Source organism: Pseudolysinimonas sp. 10J20-29 (assembly GCF_055809595.1).
In genome coordinates this window covers 291,022-309,030 of the sequence record NZ_CM147917.1, presented here as the reverse complement: position 1 = coordinate 309,030, position 18,009 = coordinate 291,022, and the positions used below count along the sequence as shown (strand labels likewise).

Here is an 18,009-nt window from a genome sequence, read left to right as displayed (position 1 = left end):
TGTCTCCGCGCCCCGTAGACTCGAAGGATGCCGGACGTGGTAGCGGACGAAAAGCGCGCCCTGCGCGCGGAACTGCGCGAGCGACGACGCATTCGCACCTCGACGGAGCGGCAGAACGCCGAGGCCGCGCTCACCGCGCAGCTGCGCGCCCTCGTCGAGCAGACCGGCGCCCGTTCGCTTTCCGCCTACCTCTCCCTGCCCGACGAGCCGGGAACGCGCGAGTTCCTGCGCTGGGCCGATGGCGAGGGAATCCAGGTGCTGCTGCCGGTCTCGCGCGAGGACGGCCTGCTCGACTGGGCGCCGTTCGACGATGAGCACGAGGAGCTCGACGCGGTCGGGATGCCGACCTCCGGGGGCGAGCTGCTCGGCCCGATCGCGATCAACGACGTCGATCTCATCCTGGTGCCGGCGGCGTGCGTCGCCCCGGACGGGACCCGCATGGGCTGGGGTCAGGGCTACTTCGACAAGACGCTCGGATCGATGGAGCGCCGCCCTCCCGTTTATGCTGTGATCTTTGACGAGGAGTTCGTCGACGCCGTCCCGCGGGAGCGACACGACGTTCCCATCGACGGGGTGGTGATGCCTCGCGGCATCGTCACCTGCTCCGCCCACGACTGAGCCGGACCGGGACCCACTGAGGACGTATGCCCACCTATTCGTATCGCTGCACCGAGTGCGGCACCGCTTTCGACATCCAGCAGTCGTTCACTGACGACTCGCTCACCGAGTGCCCCACCTGCCAGGGCAAGCTTCGCAAGCTGTTCAACGCGGTCGGGGTGACCTTCAACGGCTCGGGCTTCTACCGCACCGACAGCCGCGCCTCCTCGGGCAGCGGCGGCTCGAGCGGCGCCAAGTCCGACTCCGGCTCCAGCTCCTCGGCGCCGGCGGCGTTGACCCCCTCCGCGAGCTAGACACCCTCGAAAGGAGATCCCGTGCTCAAGGGATTCAAGGAATTCATCGTCCGCGGCAACGTGATCGACCTCGCGGTCGCGGTCGTGATCGGCGCGGCGTTCACCGCGATCGTCAACGCGCTGGTCTCGGGCATCTTCAACCCGCTCATCGCGGTCATCTTCAACGCGGACGCGATCGCCACGGTCGGCATCACCCTGCGGGAGGCGAGCGGCGACCAGGAGGCGGTCGTGCTCGGCTGGGGCCTCGTGCTGTCGGCGCTCATCCAGTTCCTGCTGGTGGCCGCCGTCATCTACTTCGGCGTCGTGCTGCCGATGAACATCTTCCGCCGTCGCGCCGAGGAGCGCGCCGCGGCCGACGAGCCGGCGGTCGCCGAGGACGCGCCGCCGACCGAGCAGGAGCTGCTCACCGAGATCCGCGACCTGCTGAAGGCGCAAGCCGGATCCTGAGCCGAAGCGGTCCGCCGCGACCGCGCTAGTAGTGCGGCGGCTTGTCGCCGCGCAGACGGTCGTCATTCTCGCCGTCGCGATGGCGTTCGGGCTCGGCGGAGGGTGTCGGATCCGTGCCCGGCGGCGGAGCTGTCGTCACCCGGCGGCGCCGTCGCGGACGCACCGGCTTCTCCGGCGCGGGCTCGCCCGTGTCCCCGCGCTCGGCCGCGGGCTCCTCGGGCGGGACGTCAGTCGAGTCGGGCACCGGCAACGATCGGGATGTCTTCCGTGACGGGACCCGCCGCCAGCCCCGCGAGCTTCGCGATGCGGTCGGCCACCGCGTCGGGGTCGCGGAACAGCTCGAAGGCGTGCACCCGCGCGTAGTGCCAACCGAGGCGGCGCAGCACCTCGGGGCGCAGGCGCAGCGCGTCGCGCAGCGAGCGCCCCTGCAGCACGGCGTCGGTCTCCACCACGATGCAGGTGCCGCCGTGCGCGGCCACCAGTCCGAGCTTGCCGCGGTGACCCAGTGCCACGCGGAGCCCGCGGGCGGCCAGTCGGCGGGCGAGGTCGACGAGCATCGGGTCGGAGTCGTCCGGCACCGGCGGCTCGGCGCGCCGCGCCTCGATCTCGTCGAGGATCTCGGCGAGCGCGATCGCGCCGTGCTCCATCCGGTCGTCGTCGACGTCGCTCGGGCGGAAGCAGCTCACGATCACCAGCGAGCGTCGCGCGCGGGTCATCGCGACCGCGAGCAGTCGCGCACCGCCCGGCTTGCCCAGGGCGCCGAAGTCGCTGAGCACCCGCCCGTGCGGGGTGCGGCCGTAGCCGATCGAGAAAATCACCTTGTCGCGGCTCTGCGCGACGGCGCTCTCGATCGTCGAGACGGCGAAGGGCTCGGCCCGCTCGCTCATCACGAACTCGTTCAGGGCGGGCCGCGATGGCATCGCATCGAGCACCGCCTGCATGACGCGGACGGCGTGCTTCGCGCTCGCGGTCACCACCATGAGCGATTCGCGCGGCTTCGACTCGGCGTGGTCGATGACGAGCTCCAGCACGCGCTGCACCTCGGCGTCGATGCTCTCCACCGCTCCGGAGTCGGGGTCAGGCATCCCGGTGCCGTCGACGTAGTCGAGCACGAGGCTGCCGTGGCCGAGGAAGGTCCCGGCCCACGGCAGGGCGTTGATGCGACCTCCGTAGAAGCGGCGGTTCACGAGCTCGGCGAGGTCTTCGCCGCCCGCGCGGTAGCTGCGGGTGAGGGCGAGCTCGGGCAGCAGCCCGCCGAGACGGGCCAGCGCGGACCGCTCGTGCAGGGCCTCGAGCTCCTCCGCCGCCAGTTCGGCGTCCTCGGCGGCCAGCCCGGATCCCGGTTCGAGTCCGATCGCGAACGGCGCCGGGGTCTGCGTGACCGGGTCGCCGAAGGCGACGACCTGCGTCGCGCGGCGGATCGCGCCGACGTTCTCGGCGAGCGTGGTGGCTCCGGCATCCAGCAGCAGCACGGTGTCGAAGCGGATGGTGTCCGAGATGCGGTCGATCTCGTACGGCGAGCTGACCCAGACGGGGGCGATCGTGCGGGCGAGGTGCGGGGCGACCGCGTTCAGCCGACCCGATTCGACGTGCTCGCGTCGCAGCAGGCGCTTGAGCTCCTCCGCCTCCTCGGGCCAGTCGACGAGCCCGAGCTTCCAGTTCTCGGCCAGCTGCCAGGCGAGCAGGCGCGCGCTTCCCGCCGTGTGCGACTCGTCGACGAGGCGGAAGTCGGCCTCGAGCCGGTCGAGCACCGAGGTCTGGGCGCCGAGCAGGGCCCGGTCGGAGGCGAGCAGCGCGTCGAGCGCCGAGCGCCACCAGGCGAGCTCGAGCTCGGCCGCGAGTCGCGACTCGGGAACGTGACGCCCGGCGAGGTCGGTGACGAGGTCGCCGAGGTCGAGTTCGCGGAGGCGGCCGACGATCTCGCTGCGCTCCTGCAGGTTGTGCAGCACCTCGGAGTCCTCGGCGAGCGCCGCGATCAGCTCGGTCAGCCGGTACAGCGGCAGGCTGGCGAGCTTGTTCTCGCGCGTGACGTGGCCGAGCGGTCCGTCGAGTCCGTCCAGGTCGGCCGAGACCTGCTGCCAGGCGACGTGCACGTCGGAGAGTCCGACCGGCACCTCGGGGGTGACGCCCGCGGCGACGAAGCGCTGCCAGAGCATGCGCTGCTGCTGGATCTTGGTCAGCGCGGCGTGCATGTCGCCCACGTGCATGCCGGGCCGCACGTACTCCTTGGCGAGCTTCTTCAGCCGCCGGCGGTTGCCCGAGCTCATCGTCGGGTGGTCGCGGCGCGGCGCGGTCGCCACGATCAGCTCGCTGAGCGAGCGGTCGAAGACGGCCGGATCGAAGCGGTCGAGGGTGTCGCGGATGTCGGAGAGCAGGCGCACGTAGACGCCCAGCTCGGCGATCGTCTCGAACGGTCGCATGCGCGTCGAGCCGATGAGCCGCGTGCCGAGTTCGAGCAGCCGCGGCAGCTCCTCCGCGTGCAACCGGCGAGCGACGTCGTGGGCGCGAGCGGCCTCTTCGCCGCTGTCGAACTTGGCGCCGTACCAGGGCGAGTCGGCGGGACCGTAGCGGAACTCGCCGAGGCGCGCGGCCTCGAGCATGGTCGCCGCGACGGCCGCGCGGTCGCCGGCGATCTTCTCGACGGTCTCGCGCGGGAGGCGTGCGGTCGTGGCGGGTGGATGCGGCAGCAGCGCGAGCCGCGACAGCTCGCTCACGCACTCCAGCACCGACACCCCGAGCACGGGGTCGGGTCGCGAGAGGGCGGCGCGGTAGTCGAGCAGCACGCCGCGCAGGCGCGAGAGCGCTTCGTCGACGTCGCCGAGGTGCGGCTGGGCGACCTTCTCGTTGCGGGCGATGCTGCGCACGATGTCGCGCCGCAGGCTGCGCGGGGTGACGGCGATCCCGCCGAGTCCGATGTCACCCAGGCGCTGCGTCACCGAGCGGATGCTCGCCCGACGCGCGCTCACGACGAGGACGCGCTTGTTCTGCGCGACGAGCGCGCCGATCGCGTTGACGACGGTCTGCGTGCCGCCGGTGCCGGGCAGCGTCTTGACGACGAGCGAGTTGCCCGCGGCGATGTGCGCCACCACGTGCTCCTGCTCCGCGTCGGCGTCGAGCACGAGCAGGTCGGCCTGCGGGTCGCGGCGGTCAGGGTCGCTGACCGCGACCTCGCGGTGGCCCTCTTCGATCGCCCAGCGGGCGGTCGCGTTGCCGGCGAGCGCGTCGAGCACGGGATGCTCGAGGTCGTCGGCGTCGGCCACCAGCTGCGGCGCGACCTCGGCGAAGGTGGAGACGACGAGGCGCGGTTCGACGGAGAAGTCGTCGAGGTGCCCGGTGAGGGCGCGCAGCTGATCGATGACGGCGTTCGGCTTGAAGGTGCCGTCGGCGTCGGTGAGGGCGACGAACGCACGCGGGTCGAGTTCGATGCCGAACTGGTGCTCGAGCGCGCGGGCGAGACCCGGGTTCAGCTCGGGCATGCCGCGCAGCTTCACCTCGAAGTCGCGGCCGTGGCGCCGGATCGCGAGCGGGCGCACCAGGATGGGCGCGCAGAACGTCTCGCCGTCGTGCCGCCACCGGGCGATCCCGATGCCGAGGTGAACGGCGTCGATGCCGCGGGTGGTGGCGAGCTCCAGACCGCGGGAGGCGATCCGGTCGGCTGCGAGCCGCGCCGAGCGGAGGGCGACATCGTCGCGGATCAGCTGCGACAGCAGCGTGCTGGAGCCGGTGATGAAGCGAGCCAGTCCGCCCGGATGGGTCGCGCTCAGCTCGATGCGGGTCGACGGGTGGTCGTCGAAGTGGACGAGCGGCGAGCGCCCGCCCAGTTCGGCGAGCTCGGCACGCCAGGCGGTGCGCTGCGGGTCGGCGACGTTCGCCGTCGACCAGTCCTCGCCCGCCACCGCGATCGCGTGCGGAGCCGTCATCTGGCGCTCCGCGCGCGGCGAATCGGAGTCGCTCATGTCACGCTCCTCGTCGCGTCGATCCGCATACCACACGCCGCCACGATACGTCCGGATGCCCCTGATCCCCGGGACCTGGCGCGGGTTTCGCAAACTACACTTTCGAGTCATGAGCGACGCCGTGCTGACCCTGATCGGCGTCCTGGTGGGTGTGGGCTCGGCCGGGTTCGTCGTGCTCACCGTGGTGGGCATCGTGCTGCTGTCGCGGCGCACCCGCCGCGGCGGCGCTCGCGCTCTTCCCGGACGCACCCAGGCGGGTGCGGAGCTGCTGCGCGCCGACGACGCGCTGCGCGATGCGCGAGACGATCTGGAGTTCGCCCGAGCCCAGTTCGGCGACGACGCGACGCGCGACTTCGCGGCGCGCGTCGCGGCTGCCGAGGGCGAGCTGCGCCGCGCGTTCGAGCTGCATCAGCGCCTGGACGAGCCCGCCGCGGCGAGCGAGGCGCGTCGCCGGGAGTGGGCGCGCGAGGTCGCCGCGATCGCCGGCCGCACCCGCCGCACGCTCGACGACGAGCGCCAGCGCTTCATCGCCCGACGCGACGAGGAGGCCGGGGCTGCCGCCCTCGCGGACGAGCTGGAGCGGCGGCTGGGTGAGCTTCGCGACGAGCTTCCCGCCGCGCGGGAGCGCGTCGCGTCGCTGCGCGCCGCGTATGCGCCCGCGCTGGTGGAGGCGATCGCCGAGAACCCGGACCGCGCCGACGCCGAACTGGGCAGCGTCGCGCAGCAGCTCGAGTCGACGCGCGCGGCGGTGGCATCCTCACAGGTCACGGCGGTCGTCGACGCCCTGCGCGACGCCCGCGGGGCGCTGGGCCGCGCCGCGAGCCTGCTCGCGGCGATCGAGCATCGCCGCACCGAGCTTGCGGCGGCCGACGCCGGGCTCGAGACCCTGCGCGACGAGATCGAGCAGGACCTCCGCGCGGCGCGGGCCGTGCGCGATGCCCCGCCGGACCCCGATTCCGGCGACGCGGTCGGCCGCGCGATTGCGGCGCTCGAGTCGGCACTCGCCGCGGCTCGCGAGAAGAAGGGCGCGCGGCGGGATCCGGTCGCCGCGCTCGACGCGCTCGTCGACGCCAGCGCCGCGCTCGACGTGGCGGTCGCCGCGGCGCGCAATCAGCAGCAGCGGCTCGAGGGGGCGCGCGGCGCGCTCGCCGGCGCTCTGCTCTCGGCGCGCACCCAGATCGCGGCGGCGCGGGATCTGATCGGCTCCCGTTCGATCCGGGGTGGGCGCCCGCACCCGGCTCGCCGAGGCGGAGCGGCAGCTGCTGCTCGCCGAGAACGAGGCGGACCCGGTCGAGGCGCTCGACGCCGCCCGGCGCGCGCAGACCCACGCCCGCGACGCGGACGCCCTCGCCCGCTATCGCGGCTGAGCAACGCGAAACGGCCCCGCGATCCGAAGATCACGGGGCCGATCGATGTCGGAAGGTCGCGCCTACGCGGTCGGTCCGCTGATCGCGAAGCGCACGGAGCCGTCTTCGGCGACCTGCGCGTCGAGGGTCTTGTCGTCGAGCACCTGCGCGGCGCTCGGCTCGAGGAAGACGCGCGCGCCGTCCTTCTCGACGACCGCGTCGGTCGCCTCGGGCGACGGGGCCACAGTCACCTGGAACTCGGTCTCGGGCGTCCCGGTGCCCTGAATGCGCAGGCCTCCGGTCTCGGTCGTCGGCGACTGGGCGACGATGGTGTTGATCACAGTGCTCGCGGTCTCGGTCAAAGTCAGCATGAAGGGTCCTTTCGGGGATTCCGTCGAGCCAGCCACGATTCCGAGAATCCGGGCCCGTCTCAACCTCTGCGGCAGACGTGGAGGGAATTCACACCTGGACGCCGTCGCGCCGTCAGTAGCTGAGCGGCGGGTTCGCGTCGTCGTAGATGCGCACCGCGGCGATCTTGCCGCTGTCACCGAGAACGTAGACCGCGATGCCGGCCTGCGGCGCCATGACGGTCGTTCCCCACTGCACCACGTTGTACTCGAGCGCGGTGGCGCGTCCATCGCTCGTGCATGATCCGTGCTCGAGGTGCACCCCTCCCCCGTTGGAGAAGAAGAACCCGTACATCGCGCGATGCTCCTCGGCACCGCGGTGCACGTAGGCGTCGCCGGACGGTTCACGAATGGTGGCATCCGGCTCCAGCGTCGCCAACAGCGCGTCGGTCTCACCCGCCGCGAGCGCGCGGAAGTACTCGGCGATGATCGGCGGCTCCTCAAGCGTCGGGTCGGCCTGCAGCAGCGGCGGTCGGATCGCGTGGCCGCCGGTGATCGGCCAGGTGCTGAAGTAGATCCGCAGCTCGTTCGATGGGTCCCTCGGGTCGACGGTCGGCGACGATCGCCATCGGCAGCCGCACCCGGCCCTCGTCACCGTCGTAGCTGAGGATGACCTCTTCGACGGTCCGGGTCGCCGTGACGATCAGGTCGACACTCTCGACCTCGGCGTTGCGCGCGCGCAGGTCGTCGGCGGTCGTGCGCACGTAGCGCTCGAAGGCGGCGGCACCGCGCACGCGACCGTGGATCGGGTGGTGCAGCTCGGGCTCGCCGGCGAAGGAGCGGACGAGCGCGTCGGGATCACCGGCGAGGAGACCGTCGAAGTACGGCACCGCCTCCACGGTTTCGGTCTCGTGCGCTCGGGCGAGCTCGAGCACGAGTTGGGCGGAGAACAGCTGCGGGTCCCAGGGCATCAGATGGTTCCTTTCGGGGTGGGCGTGAGAGCGGCGGGGCGCGCGCGCAGTTTGCGCAGCGCCGCGCCGAAGGCGCGAAGCTCGTCGGCGGTGAGGGGCGCCTCGAGGCGGCGGGCGAGTTCTGCGCGCATCAGTTCGGTGGCGCGTGCGTGGGCGCTGCGCCCGGCGTCACTGAGTTCGAGCACGGAGGAGCGCCGGTCCTCAGGGTTCGAGCGCCGCGTGGCGAGCCCGGCCCGTTCGAGGCGGTCGGCGAGCTTGCTCGCTCCCCCGACCGTGATGAGGAGGTCCGCGGCGAGATCGTTGACCCGGCCGAGTCCGCGCTCGGCGACCACCCGCAGGCCTTCGACGTCGCTCAGGGGGATGCCGAGTTCGGCCCGCAGGCGCGCGTTCGATCGCGTTCCAGAGCTCGATCTCGAGTCGAACCAGGTCACCGAAGATCGCAGTGGTCACGCTTTTACCTTCCTCGTATTTATATTACTAGGAATGTATCACGTCATTGTCGGGGCCGCACCCTCGGCGTAGCGTGAGAGGAAACGATGCAAGGAGGCCGCGATGTCAACGCCGACACCCGAACCCGAGATCGTCACCCTCGAGCCGACGCCCGTCGCGGTGCTCCGCGAGACAGTTCCGATGGCCGAGATGACCGAGTACTTCGGCCGGGCCTTCGAGAAGACGATGGCCGTTGCCCAGCAGCAGTCGATCGCCGTCGCTGGCCCCCCGCTTGCGGTCTACTTCGGGATGCCCACCGAGACGGCCGACCTCGGCGGCGGGTTCCCGACCGAGCGCCTGGTCGACGCCTCCGACGGCGTCACCGGCGACACCCTGCCGGGTGGCCGTGCGGTCCAGCTCGTGCACGTCGGCAGCTACGACGGGCTGACCCACACCTACGACCGGCTCATGGCCTGGATCGAGGAGCAGAAGCTGTCGATGCAGCCGACGATGTGGGAGATCTACCTGACCGAGCCGGACCCGGCGAATCCCGACGCCACCCTCACTCAGATCGTGTGGCCGATCGCCGAATAGCGCGCCCTGCTACCGTGAGCGTCACTAGCCTTTTCGGATCGCTCAACGAGGAGTAGCCATGGCTCGCACCACCCGCACCGTCGACGACAACATCCGCCGACTCCGCCCGTACAACGTGATCGCGGGCGCGCTGCACCTGGTGCAGGCGATCGTCTTCACCGTGATCCTGGCGCAGCTGTCGACGCAGGTCACGTTCGGGGTGACCGCCGACTATCTCGCCGGTCCTCCCGGATTCCCGATCCCGCCGGAGCGCGTCGACCTGTTCGACATCAACGTCGGCGCCGGGGTGGTGGCGTTCCTCGCACTCTCGGCGCTGTTCCACTTCCTGGTCGCCTCACCGTGGTTCTTCGACAGATACAGCAACGGCCTGCGGCAGAGCCGCAACTACTTCCGCTGGGTCGAGTACTCGCTCAGCTCGTCGATCATGATCTGGCTGATCGCGCAGACGACGGGCATCTCCGACATCGCCGCGCTGTTCTCGATCTTCGCCGTCAACGCCGCCATGATCGGCTTCGGGGCGCTGCAGGAGAAGTACGAGAAGCCCGGCAGCGGCAACTTCACGCCGTTCGTCCTCGGCTCGATGGTCGGGGCGGTGCCGTGGATCGTGATCGTGATCTACTTCTTCTCCCCCGGATCGGCGAGCGCCGCCGAACCGCCGGCGTTCGTCTACGGGATCGTGATCTCGCTGTTCCTGTTCTTCAACACCTTCGCGATCAACCAGGCACTGCAGTACCGCCGGGTCGGCAAGTGGCGCGACTACCTCTACGGCGAGCGCGTCTACATCACGCTCAGCCTGGTGGCGAAGACGGCGCTCGCCTGGCAGGTGTTCTCGGGCGCGATCATCCCCGCGTTCATGGAGTAGCTTGCGTCGCCGCTCCGGCGAGCTGGCTCGCCTCGTCGAGCACGCGCCCCAGCTGCGCGACATCGTGAGCGAACCGGCCGAGGAACAGCCCGTCGACGGCGGGCCACAGGTCGGGCAGGCAGCCCGGGACCGGCGGAGCCGCCGTAGACGATCGACCAGGGAGCGCCGAGCTGCGCCCGCAGCTCCGTCGCGACGGCGACCACGTACTCGGGGTCGGCGGGGCGCTCGGCCCCGATGGCCCAGATCGGCTCGTAGGCGATGACGGCCGGGCTGGCCGGATCGAGCACCGCCGCCACCTGACGCGCGCACTCGCGCGCCGCCTCGGCCGGGGTCCGGCGCGCGGTCTCGCCGACGCACAGCAGCGGCGTCAGGCCCGCGTCGACGGCACGACCCACCTTGCGACCGATCACCACGTTCGTCTCGCCCTGATTGCGGCGCCGCTCGGCGTGCCCCAACTCCACCATGCCGACACCCAGTTCGGCGAGCAGCGCAGCGGGGGTCTCGCCGGTGTGGGCGCCCGCCGGGTGCTCCGAGCAGTCCTGGGCGCTGATCACCACACGCGTGCCGCGCGCCAGGCGCACCGCCGCATCCAGCAGCGGCGTGCTCGGCGCCACGAAGAACTCGAGGCGACCGTCACGCACGGCCGGGCAGGCATCCGCGACCGCGATCGCCCGCTCCAGCCAGTCGAGCGAGGCGCGGTAGCCGAAGTAGGCCTTCGTGCTGACGCCGATCCGCAGCGGGCTCACTGCACGCGCGCCGCCGCGTCGAGACGACGGGCCGCGATCGAGACCGCCAGGTCGAACGCGTGCTCGGTCGCCCCGAGGTTGGCGATGCCCTTGCCGACGATGTCGAACGCGGTGCCGTGCGCCGGCGTCGCGATCGTCACGGGAAGACCGCCCTGGACGGTGACGCCACGATCGAAGCCGATGAGCTTCATCGCGATCTGGCCCTGGTCGTGGTACATCGTGACGATCCCATCGAACTCCTCGCGCTTGGCGGCGAAGATCGTGTCCGAGGGGAACGGACCCTGGGCGTTGATGCCCCGCGCGACCGCCGCCGCGACGCCGGGGGCGATCTCGTTGATCTCCTCGCGGCCGAAGTTGCCGTTCTCACCGCCGTGCGGGTTGAGCGCGCAGACGCCGATGCGCGGACGCTCCAGCCCGGAGCCCTTCAGCACCTCGTCGAGCAGGCCGATGATCGACGTGACGGCCTCGCTCGTGATGTGCTGCGCCACCTCAGAGAGGGCGATGTGCGAGGTCACGCGGGCCGTGATGAGGCCCTCGAGGATGTTCAGCTCCGAGGTCGGGCCGTCGTAGCCGAGCTCGTGGGCGAACCAACGCAGCTCGTCCTCGTGGTTCATCCCGGCGAGCTTGAGGCTGGTCTTGTTCAACGGGGTGAAGAGGATCGCGTTGATCTCATCGGCGCGCGCCATCGCGAGCGCGCGCTGCGAGCTGGTGCATCGCCCGTGCGCCGGCGGCGGCGCTGACATCGCGTTCCGGGATCGGCTCGCTCGGGCGCGAACCGTCGTCGAGCAGCACGGCGAAGCCGGGCTTCGGCTCGGCGCTCAGCGGGATCTCCACGCCGGCGATCTTGGCCGCCTCGGCGAGCTCGGAGGCATCCGCCAGCACGAAGACGTCGGCAGCCTCGAGGGTTCCGGGTCGGGCGAGCAGGCGCGCGGCGAGCTCGGGGCCGACGCCAGCGGGGTCGCCGAGGGTCAGCGCGAGACGAGGACGGGGGCGTGCGAGGGTGCTCATGGCTGGGAAGCCCTTTCAAGTTCGGTGTCGTACGCGGTGATCGCCTCGACCTTGTCGTTGGATGCGGAAGTCGGGTCGAAGCGGTAGTCGAGCCACTCGCGCACGAGGCGCCGGGCCAGCTCGATCCCGATGACGCGCTGACCCATGGTGAGGACCTGCGCGTTGTTGCTGAGCACGGCGCGCTCGACCGAGAAGCTGTCGTGCGCGGTGACGGCGCGGATCCCGGGGACCTTGTTGGCGGCGATCGCGACGCCGAGCCCGGTGCCGCAAACCAGCAGCGCCCGGTCGGCCTCGCCCGCGGCGACCATGCGCGCCGCCGCGACGGCGACGTGCGGGTACGCGGTGTGCGAGTTCGCATCCACTCCCACGTCGACGACGCTGGCGACCCGCGGGTCGGCGGCCAGGTCGGCCTTGAGCTGTTCCTTGTAGTCGAATCCTGCGTCGTCGCTGCCGACGACGATCCGAAGTGTGTCGTTCATCACTGTTCTCGTTTCTGGAGGTCTCAGACGTTGCTGTCGGTCGGCACGGAGGGTCGGTCGCCGGAGGAGCGGCGAACGGCGATCGTGCGGCGGATGCGTCCGCCGATCCAGGGGCCGAAGGCCATCGCGGCGGCGAAGGCGAGCACCGCGATCGCGATCGGGCTCTCGAACATCACCGCGAAGCTGCCCTGCCCGATCGCCGAGGTCTGCACCATCGACTTCTCGAGCAGCGGGCCGAGCACGATGCCGAGCACGAACGGCGCCAGCGGGAAGTCGAGCTCCTTGAACACGAAGCCGACCAGGCCGAAGACGAACACCAGCCAGACGCTGAACATGTTGTTGCTCACCGCGTAGGCGCCGATGAAGCTGGTGAGCAGGATCAGCGGGTACAGGTAGCCGTACGGGATGCGCAGCATCTGCGCGAACACGGGGGCGAGCGGCAGGTTGAGGACGAGCAGCAGCACGTTGCCGATAAAGAACGAGACGAGCAGGCCCCACACCAGTGCGGGCTGGGTCTCGAACAGCAGCGGTCCCGGCTGCAGGCCGTAGATCGTGAACGCGCCGAGCAGCACCGCCGTCGTGGCGCCACCGGGGATGCCGAGCGCCAGGGTGGGCACGAAGTTGGCGTTGGCGGCGGCGTTGTTGGCGCTCTCCGGAGAGGCGACACCCTCGATCGCTCCGGTGCCGAACTCCTTGCCGCGCGGGGAGACGCGCTTCTCGATGCCGTAGGCGAGGAAGGACGCGAGCGTCGAACCGGCGCCGGGCAGCGTTCCGAGCAGGAACCCGATGCCGCTGCCGCGGAGGATCGGGGCGGTGCTGCGCTTGAGCTCCGACTTCGTGATCAGCAGGTCCTTGAACCCCGCCTTGATCGGGGCGGCGGCTCCGACGCGGATCTGGTGCAGCACCTCGCCGACCGCGAAGAGGCCGATCATCACCTCGACGAACGGGATGCCGCCGAGCAGGTTGACGTTGCTGAAGGTGAAGCGCGCGTCGCTGAAGCCGGTGGCGACGCCAACCGTCGAGATCAGGATGCCGAGCGCCGCCATCATGAGGCCGCGAACGAAGGATCCGCCGCCGAACGTGATGACGATGACGACACCGAGGATCATGATGGCGAGGTTCTCGACCGGGCCGAACTCGATCGCGAACTCCGCGAACATCGGGGCGAAGAACATCAGCAGGGCCAGCGAGATGATCGCCGCGACGAACGAGCCGATCGCGCTGATCGACAGCGCCGCCCCGGCTCTGCCCTTCCGGGCCATCTGGTAGCCGTCGAGCGTCGTGACGACGCTCGCCGCCTCACCGGGGGTGGAGATCAGGACGGAGGTGATGGTGCCGCCGTACTGGGCGCCGTAGTAGATGCCGGCCAGCATGATGAGCGCGGTGACGGGCTCCATCGTGAGGGTGAGCGGGATGAGGATCGCGACGCCGGTGGTCGAGCCGAGACCGGGAAGCAGACCGATGACGGTTCCGACGAGCACACCGACGAAGCACCAGAGGACGTTTTCGAGGGTGAGAGCGGTTTGGAAGCCGAGGAGCAGATTGTCGAACACGGGGTGACCTAGATTCCGAAGATGCCGGTGGGGAGCGGAACCCGAAGGAACACTCCGAAGAGGAGGTACGCGCCACCGAGGGCGGCGCCGCTGATGAGCAGCGTCGGCAGCAGCGCTCGACGTTCGACGACGAACGAGCAGCCGACGAGCACGATCGCGAAGGCGGCCATGAAGCCGACCAGCGGAACGAGCAGGAGCGAAGCGGTGAGGATGCCGAGCACCGCCCAGAGCATCCGAGTCCGCTGGCGCGCGGTGCGGCCGAAGATGTCGATGTCGTCATCGTCGGCGTCGACGGTGTGGTGCGATGCCGCCTCGGCAGCGGCGACCGTGTCCGGTGCGAGCGCCGCGGCGGTGCCGCCCGCGGGCACGGCAGCGCCGGCCGAAGCCGAACGCTGACGCGCCCGCAGGCGGTTGATGACATCAAGTGCGCCGCACACGGCGACGATGGTCGCGACCAGCACCGGCAGGAAGCCGGCGGCGATGCGCCCGTCGTCGTCGAAGACTCCGTAGGTGGTCCCGACGAGTGCCGCCGCGACGCCCAACAGGGTGACGACTGAGGTGGCGACAAGTCCGAGCCGCCCAGGAGTCATGGCGTTCACTGTGCGATCACGCTTGCCAGTGCGTCGCTGTTGGTCGCCAGGTACGCGGCGAAGTCGTCGCCGTAGAGTGCCTGCGCCTGCATCATGTTGTCGTCGAGGTAGGACTGGTACGCCTCGGTCTCGGCGAACTCCTGAGCCGCCGCGATCCAGTACGCCTTCGCTTCCTCGCTGATGCCGCCCGGGGCGATGAAGCCGCGGAACTGCGCGTACGCGACGTTGATTCCCTGCTCCTTGGCGGTGGGCAGGTCGGCCAGTTCGGGGAAGTTGTAGCGCTCCTCCGACACAGCGCACAGCGCCTTCAGGTCGCCGGACTCGAGCTGGCCGAGCACCTCGCTCGGGTTGAGCGACGCGACGTTGACCGAGCCGCCGAGCAGCCCGGCGATGACCTCGCCGCCGCTCTCGAACGGCACGCGGTCGAACTCGACGCCCTGATCCTGCTCGATGAGCGTGAACACGATCTGGTCGAGGCTCGTCGCGCCCGACACCGCGGCGACGACGCGCTCGGTTGCCGCGGTCTCCACCACCTCGGCGCACGTCTCGAAGGAGGACTCGGCGTCGACGACGATCAGGGTGAAGTCGTCGCCGAGCTTCATGATCGGCGTGAAGCTGGTGTGGTCGAACTGCACGTCCTGCGTCAGCGGAAGGGCGAGCAGCGCGGTCTCGGAGGCGAGCAGGTAGTTGTCGTTGCCCTCCTGCGAGAGGAAGTAGCTGTAGCCCACCGCGCCCGAGCCGCCTTCGCGGTTCTCGGTCGAGATGTTGACACCGGTGATCTCCTCCAGCGCCGCGGCGATCGCGCGACCCGAGGTGTCGCTGCCGCCGCCCGCGCCGAACGGCACGACCATGCGGACGTCACCGGAGAGCGTGAACTCGCCGTCGGCGCTGCTGCTGCTGGCTGCGGTGGAGCAGCCCGCGAGCGACACTGCTGCGAGCGCGGCGACCGCCGGAACCAGGTACTTCTTGCTGTGAGACTTCATCGTCACTCTTTCTCTCAAATGGGGTGATGCGTCGCGAACATGTGTTCGCTCGACGGGTGCGTGTGGCGATGTACACCCGAAGCCTGAACGGTTATCCCGTGGTTTCCAAACTGGCGGCGATCGTGGTCACCACCCGCGCCAGAGACTCAGCTCCGGCATCGCGGTGGCCGACGCTGCGCGCGACGTGCGAGCGCGCGCGGCCGAGCCGCGGCTGCAGCTCGGCGGTGGCGAGCGCGGCGACGCGAGCCGCCTCCGCCGCCGCCGCCCACGACGACGCGAGGCCGTCTCCGGCGGCCAGTCGCGCCTCGAGTTCGGCGACGAAGGGCACCGCCGAGTCGACCAGGGTCTTGTCGCCCGGTTCGGCGCCGCCGAGTCGCATCACGGCGTCGAGCGCGGCACGCGCCGCGCGGGCCGAGGAGTCCGCCGACAGCTCGCCCTCCCGCGAGAGCGAGGCGGCCGCTGCGGTCAGGGCGATGCCCCACAGGGCACCGCTCGTTCCTCCCGCGCGCTCGGCCCAGGCATCCCCCGACTCGGCGAGCAGCGCGACGATCCCGTCGCCGCGACCGGCCACGCGCTCTGCCGCCTCGACCGCAGCTGCGGAGCCGCGCGACATCCCGATGCCGTGGTCGCCGTCGCCCGCAAGGGCGTCCAGCTCGCCGAGCTCGGCTTCGTCGCGCGTCAGCATGTCGCCGACGGCCCGAGCGGCTCGCGCCGCGACGGTCACCACCTCGGGTGACGCGGCCGGCTCGCGCAGCGCGAGCGGCGCCGAGCCGAAAGCATCCGCGGCGCCGTCCGAGTCGGCGCGCGAGGAGCGGGCCTGCTTGCGGAACGCGGGCGTCGAGGCGGGGGCCGCCCAGAGGTCCTCGAGTTCGTCATCGAGCCAGACGAGCGTCAACGAGACGCCGTCCATCTCGAGGCTCGTGACGAACTCGCCCACCTCCGGTTCGACGACCTCGAGCCCGGCATCCGCCAGTTCGGCAGCGACGTGGCCGTAGATCACGAACAGCTCCTCGTACTTGAGCGATCCCAGGCCGTTCAGCACCACGGCGACTCGCGAGGACGCTCCCGCGGGCGTCTCGGCGATCAGCCGCGAGACGAGCAGCGCCGCGAGCTCGCGCGGCGACGGCACGTCGACCTCGTCCAGCCCCGGCTCCCCGTGGATGCCCAGCCCGATCGCCATGCGACCGGCCGGCACCTCGAACAGCGGCGCGGCGGCGCCGGGCAGGGTGCAGCCGGAGAAGGCGACACCCAAGGTGCGCGTGCGGTCGTTCGCGCGGCGCGCGAGTCGCTCGACCTCTTCGAGGGTGGCACCGCGTTCGGCCGCGGCCCCCGCGATCTTGAAGACGACGAGGTCGCCCGCAATGCCGCGGCGGCGCTCGGGGGTGCTCGCATCCGAGCTCGCGATGTCGTCGGTGACGCGCACCGTGCGCGTCTCGATGCCCGCCGCGCGGAGCCGCTCCTCGGCCTGGCCGAAGTTCAGCGCGTCGCCCATGTAGTTGCCGTAGGTCAGAAGAACACCGCCGCCGCGCTGCGCGGCCTGCGCGACGCGGAACACCTGGCCCGCCGACGGCGAGGCGAAGATGTTGCCGCAGGCGGCGCCCGCCGCGAGGCCTTCTCCGACGACTCCCGCGAATCCGGGGTAGTGGCCCGAACCGCCGCCGACGACGACGGCGACCTGGCCCTCGGCGATCGGGCGCGCTCGGACGACTCCGCCGTCGACGGGACGTACGAGGTCCGCGTGCGCGCGGACGAATCCGTCGAGCAGTTCGTCCGTGAACGTGGCCGCGGAGGTCCGGGTGCTGGTCACGACTGCACCGCCGCGTCGAGCTGCGCTGCCGGGATCTGACGGCCCGTCGACTCCAGCAGCGTGCGCAGGTAGTCGCGGTTGCGTGCGCTCACGCCGAGGCTGTCGCCGCCGTAGTGCTCGCAGGTGAACATGCCGGAGTAGCCGGCTTCGGCGGCGAGGCGAATCGCCTCGCGGTAGTTGATGATGCCCGCCTCGAGCGACACCGGCGCGGTCGTGATCTGGCCGGTCGCCGGGTCCTCGTCGCGGAGGTAGTTCTTGACGTGCCAGTAGTTCGTGTACGGCAGCATCGCCCGCAGCATGTCGTCCCAGCGGTCGACGGGGCGGTGCAGGCGGAGCAGGTTGCCGAGGTCAGGGTTGAGCCCGACGTTGTCGTGCCCGATCGTCTCGATGAGGCGCACCGCCGAGGAGGCGGAGCCGAGGTAGGTGTCTTCGTACAGTTCGAGCGAGACGGTCACTCCCACCTCAGCGGCGTGCTGGCCGAGCTCGCGGAAGCCGCGAGCCGCCGTGCTCCACACCTCGGCGTCGTCGGGGTCGATCGCGCCCTGCTCGGTCCAGAACCACAGCGCGGCCTTCTGCGCGGGAAGCAGCTGGCGGTGAAGGCCCAGGCAGATGACGTCAGCACCCATCTCGGCGGCCGCCTCGACCGCCCGGTGCGTATACGTGAGGTTGTCGGCCCCGTTGATCGGATCGATGATGCTCGCCCGGGCGACGGTCACCGAGGGAACCCCGAGCCCGACCGAGCGCGCCGCCGCGACGAGTTCGTGACGACGCTCGGTCGTGAGCTGGGCGAAGGGAAGCCAGTTGTCGTGGATCTCGACGTTGTCGAAGCCGATCGCCGCGATCTCGCCGAACACCCGAGCCCAGTCCTCGGGCGCCGCCTCGAGCATGGGGGTTCCGTCGCTCGTGCGGGTCGGGGCCTGCACCATTCCCGCTGCGATCGGTCGCCGCGCAAAGTCGCTCGTCATGTCACTCCGTCGTGA

At 71.0% G+C, this 18,009-nt stretch carries 20 protein-coding genes; 6 read left to right on the top strand and 14 right to left on the bottom strand.

What is annotated here, in order from left to right; translation table 11 throughout:
* Nucleotides 1–27 precede the first annotated feature (27 nt).
* The 3 genes from AC0L6Y_RS01590 to mscL are packed head-to-tail and all read left to right on the top strand — an operon-like array spanning nt 28 to nt 1,358.
* Entirely contained in the window at nt 28–618 is a 591-nt protein-coding gene (locus tag AC0L6Y_RS01590) for a 5-formyltetrahydrofolate cyclo-ligase (protein WP_473554022.1), read from the top strand.
* A gap of 26 nt (nt 619–644) precedes the next feature.
* Nucleotides 645–911 carry an FmdB family zinc ribbon protein gene (locus tag AC0L6Y_RS01585; protein ID WP_473554019.1) on the top strand — a complete coding sequence of 89 codons (267 nt, stop codon included), beginning with the start codon at nt 645–647 and terminating at the stop codon, nt 909–911.
* 21 nt (nt 912–932) lie between these two features.
* Nucleotides 933–1,358: a large conductance mechanosensitive channel protein MscL gene (mscL, locus tag AC0L6Y_RS01580; RefSeq protein WP_473554017.1), complete on the top strand. Its 426-nt coding sequence runs from the start codon at nt 933–935 to the stop codon at nt 1,356–1,358.
* 25 nt (nt 1,359–1,383) lie between these two features.
* Here mscL and AC0L6Y_RS01575 read toward each other — a convergent pair whose 3' ends face one another.
* Together AC0L6Y_RS01575 and AC0L6Y_RS01570 are read right to left on the bottom strand one after the other, a co-directional pair.
* The gene (locus AC0L6Y_RS01575; RefSeq protein ID WP_473554015.1) at nt 1,384–1,602 is read right to left on the bottom strand and encodes a hypothetical protein; all 219 of its coding nucleotides are present in this window, start codon (nt 1,600–1,602) and stop codon (nt 1,384–1,386) included.
* Nucleotides 1,586–5,314 (bottom strand): AAA family ATPase, encoded by a 3,729-nt coding sequence (locus tag AC0L6Y_RS01570; protein ID WP_473554013.1) that lies wholly within the window; start codon nt 5,312–5,314, stop codon nt 1,586–1,588. Before AC0L6Y_RS01570 ends, AC0L6Y_RS01575 begins: the two co-directional genes overlap by 17 nt.
* A gap of 109 nt (nt 5,315–5,423) precedes the next feature.
* On the opposite strand from AC0L6Y_RS01570, the gene AC0L6Y_RS01565 reads away from it, so the two are divergent.
* Complete coding sequence (locus AC0L6Y_RS01565) at nt 5,424–7,154, top strand: coiled-coil domain-containing protein (RefSeq protein ID WP_473554010.1); 1,731 nt, start codon at nt 5,424–5,426, stop codon at nt 7,152–7,154.
* On the opposite strand, the gene AC0L6Y_RS01560 is transcribed toward AC0L6Y_RS01565, so the two are convergent.
* The 3 genes from AC0L6Y_RS01560 to AC0L6Y_RS01550 all read right to left on the bottom strand — a co-directional run bounded on the left by AC0L6Y_RS01560 (nt 7,144) and on the right by AC0L6Y_RS01550 (nt 8,409).
* On the bottom strand, nt 7,144–7,446 hold the full coding sequence (locus tag AC0L6Y_RS01560) for a nuclear transport factor 2 family protein (RefSeq protein WP_473558587.1): 303 nt from the start codon (nt 7,444–7,446) through the stop codon (nt 7,144–7,146). The two genes, AC0L6Y_RS01565 and AC0L6Y_RS01560, sit on opposite strands and share 11 nt — an antisense overlap.
* 61 nt (nt 7,447–7,507) lie before the next feature.
* On the bottom strand, nt 7,508–7,978 hold the full coding sequence (locus tag AC0L6Y_RS01555) for a nuclear transport factor 2 family protein (protein WP_473554007.1): 471 nt from the start codon (nt 7,976–7,978) through the stop codon (nt 7,508–7,510).
* Complete coding sequence (locus AC0L6Y_RS01550) at nt 7,978–8,409, bottom strand: MarR family winged helix-turn-helix transcriptional regulator (protein ID WP_473554004.1); 432 nt, start codon at nt 8,407–8,409, stop codon at nt 7,978–7,980. Before AC0L6Y_RS01550 ends, AC0L6Y_RS01555 begins: the two co-directional genes overlap by 1 nt.
* Nucleotides 8,410–8,530: 121 nt before the next feature.
* Between AC0L6Y_RS01550 and AC0L6Y_RS01545 the strand changes: the two genes are divergently transcribed.
* Nucleotides 8,531–9,001, top strand: a complete 471-nt coding sequence (locus AC0L6Y_RS01545) for a GyrI-like domain-containing protein (RefSeq protein ID WP_473554002.1) — start codon at nt 8,531–8,533, stop codon at nt 8,999–9,001.
* A 58-nt stretch (nt 9,002–9,059) separates the two neighbouring features.
* On the top strand, nt 9,060–9,863 hold the full coding sequence (heR, locus tag AC0L6Y_RS01540) for a heliorhodopsin HeR (RefSeq protein WP_473554000.1): 804 nt from the start codon (nt 9,060–9,062) through the stop codon (nt 9,861–9,863).
* On the opposite strand, the gene AC0L6Y_RS01535 is transcribed toward heR, so the two are convergent.
* The 9 genes from AC0L6Y_RS01535 to AC0L6Y_RS01495 all read right to left on the bottom strand — a co-directional run bounded on the left by AC0L6Y_RS01535 (nt 9,779) and on the right by AC0L6Y_RS01495 (nt 17,994).
* On the bottom strand, nt 9,779–10,609 hold the full coding sequence (locus AC0L6Y_RS01535) for a triose-phosphate isomerase family protein (protein WP_473553997.1): 831 nt from the start codon (nt 10,607–10,609) through the stop codon (nt 9,779–9,781). The genes heR and AC0L6Y_RS01535 overlap by 85 nt on opposite strands.
* A complete protein-coding gene (locus AC0L6Y_RS01530) occupies nt 10,606–11,295 on the bottom strand; it encodes a 4-hydroxythreonine-4-phosphate dehydrogenase PdxA (protein ID WP_473553994.1) in 690 nt (229 codons plus the stop codon). The genes AC0L6Y_RS01535 and AC0L6Y_RS01530 overlap by 4 nt, the downstream gene beginning before the upstream one ends.
* Entirely contained in the window at nt 11,279–11,617 is a 339-nt protein-coding gene (locus AC0L6Y_RS01525; RefSeq protein WP_473553992.1) for a hypothetical protein, read from the bottom strand. Before AC0L6Y_RS01525 ends, AC0L6Y_RS01530 begins: the two co-directional genes overlap by 17 nt.
* A complete protein-coding gene (locus tag AC0L6Y_RS01520) occupies nt 11,614–12,096 on the bottom strand; it encodes a ribose-5-phosphate isomerase (RefSeq protein ID WP_473553989.1) in 483 nt (160 codons plus the stop codon). The genes AC0L6Y_RS01525 and AC0L6Y_RS01520 overlap by 4 nt, the downstream gene beginning before the upstream one ends.
* 23 nt (nt 12,097–12,119) lie before the next feature.
* Nucleotides 12,120–13,649 carry a tripartite tricarboxylate transporter permease gene (locus AC0L6Y_RS01515; RefSeq protein ID WP_473553987.1) on the bottom strand — a complete coding sequence of 510 codons (1,530 nt, stop codon included), beginning with the start codon at nt 13,647–13,649 and terminating at the stop codon, nt 12,120–12,122.
* Nucleotides 13,650–13,657: 8 nt separating this feature from the next.
* Complete coding sequence (locus AC0L6Y_RS01510; RefSeq protein ID WP_473553985.1) at nt 13,658–14,239, bottom strand: tripartite tricarboxylate transporter TctB family protein; 582 nt, start codon at nt 14,237–14,239, stop codon at nt 13,658–13,660.
* Between the two features lie 5 nt (nt 14,240–14,244).
* Nucleotides 14,245–15,222, bottom strand: coding sequence for a tripartite tricarboxylate transporter substrate binding protein (locus AC0L6Y_RS01505; RefSeq protein ID WP_473553981.1), 978 nt, complete (start codon nt 15,220–15,222; stop codon nt 14,245–14,247).
* A 91-nt stretch (nt 15,223–15,313) separates the two neighbouring features.
* Nucleotides 15,314–17,029 (bottom strand): dihydroxyacetone kinase family protein, encoded by a 1,716-nt coding sequence (locus AC0L6Y_RS01500; protein ID WP_473553979.1) that lies wholly within the window; start codon nt 17,027–17,029, stop codon nt 15,314–15,316.
* Nucleotides 17,026–17,994 carry a sugar phosphate isomerase/epimerase family protein gene (locus AC0L6Y_RS01495; RefSeq protein WP_473553976.1) on the bottom strand — a complete coding sequence of 323 codons (969 nt, stop codon included), beginning with the start codon at nt 17,992–17,994 and terminating at the stop codon, nt 17,026–17,028. The genes AC0L6Y_RS01500 and AC0L6Y_RS01495 overlap by 4 nt, the downstream gene beginning before the upstream one ends.
* Nucleotides 17,995–18,009: the final 15 nt, after the last annotated feature.

Bases quoted from the DNA above. Each gene is read 5' to 3' on its own strand.
- AC0L6Y_RS01590 (WP_473554022.1), top strand. From the start codon at position 28: ATGCCGGACGTGGTAGCGGACGAAAAGCGCGCCCTGCGCGCGGAACTG.
- AC0L6Y_RS01585 (WP_473554019.1), top strand. From the start codon at position 645: ATGCCCACCTATTCGTATCGCTGCACCGAGTGCGGCACCGCTTTCGAC.
- AC0L6Y_RS01570 (WP_473554013.1), bottom strand. From the start codon at position 5,314: ATGAGCGACTCCGATTCGCCGCGCGCGGAGCGCCAGATGACGGCTCCG.
- AC0L6Y_RS01565 (WP_473554010.1), top strand. From the start codon at position 5,424: ATGAGCGACGCCGTGCTGACCCTGATCGGCGTCCTGGTGGGTGTGGGC.
- AC0L6Y_RS01555 (WP_473554007.1), bottom strand. From the start codon at position 7,978: ATGCCCTGGGACCCGCAGCTGTTCTCCGCCCAACTCGTGCTCGAGCTC.
- AC0L6Y_RS01545 (WP_473554002.1), top strand. From the start codon at position 8,531: ATGTCAACGCCGACACCCGAACCCGAGATCGTCACCCTCGAGCCGACG.
- heR (WP_473554000.1), top strand. From the start codon at position 9,060: ATGGCTCGCACCACCCGCACCGTCGACGACAACATCCGCCGACTCCGC.
- AC0L6Y_RS01530 (WP_473553994.1), bottom strand. From the start codon at position 11,295: ATGGCGCGCGCCGATGAGATCAACGCGATCCTCTTCACCCCGTTGAAC.
- AC0L6Y_RS01525 (WP_473553992.1), bottom strand. From the start codon at position 11,617: ATGAGCACCCTCGCACGCCCCCGTCCTCGTCTCGCGCTGACCCTCGGC.
- AC0L6Y_RS01520 (WP_473553989.1), bottom strand. From the start codon at position 12,096: ATGAACGACACACTTCGGATCGTCGTCGGCAGCGACGACGCAGGATTC.
- AC0L6Y_RS01510 (WP_473553985.1), bottom strand. From the start codon at position 14,239: ATGACTCCTGGGCGGCTCGGACTTGTCGCCACCTCAGTCGTCACCCTG.
- AC0L6Y_RS01505 (WP_473553981.1), bottom strand. From the start codon at position 15,222: ATGAAGTCTCACAGCAAGAAGTACCTGGTTCCGGCGGTCGCCGCGCTC.
- AC0L6Y_RS01495 (WP_473553976.1), bottom strand. From the start codon at position 17,994: ATGACGAGCGACTTTGCGCGGCGACCGATCGCAGCGGGAATGGTGCAG.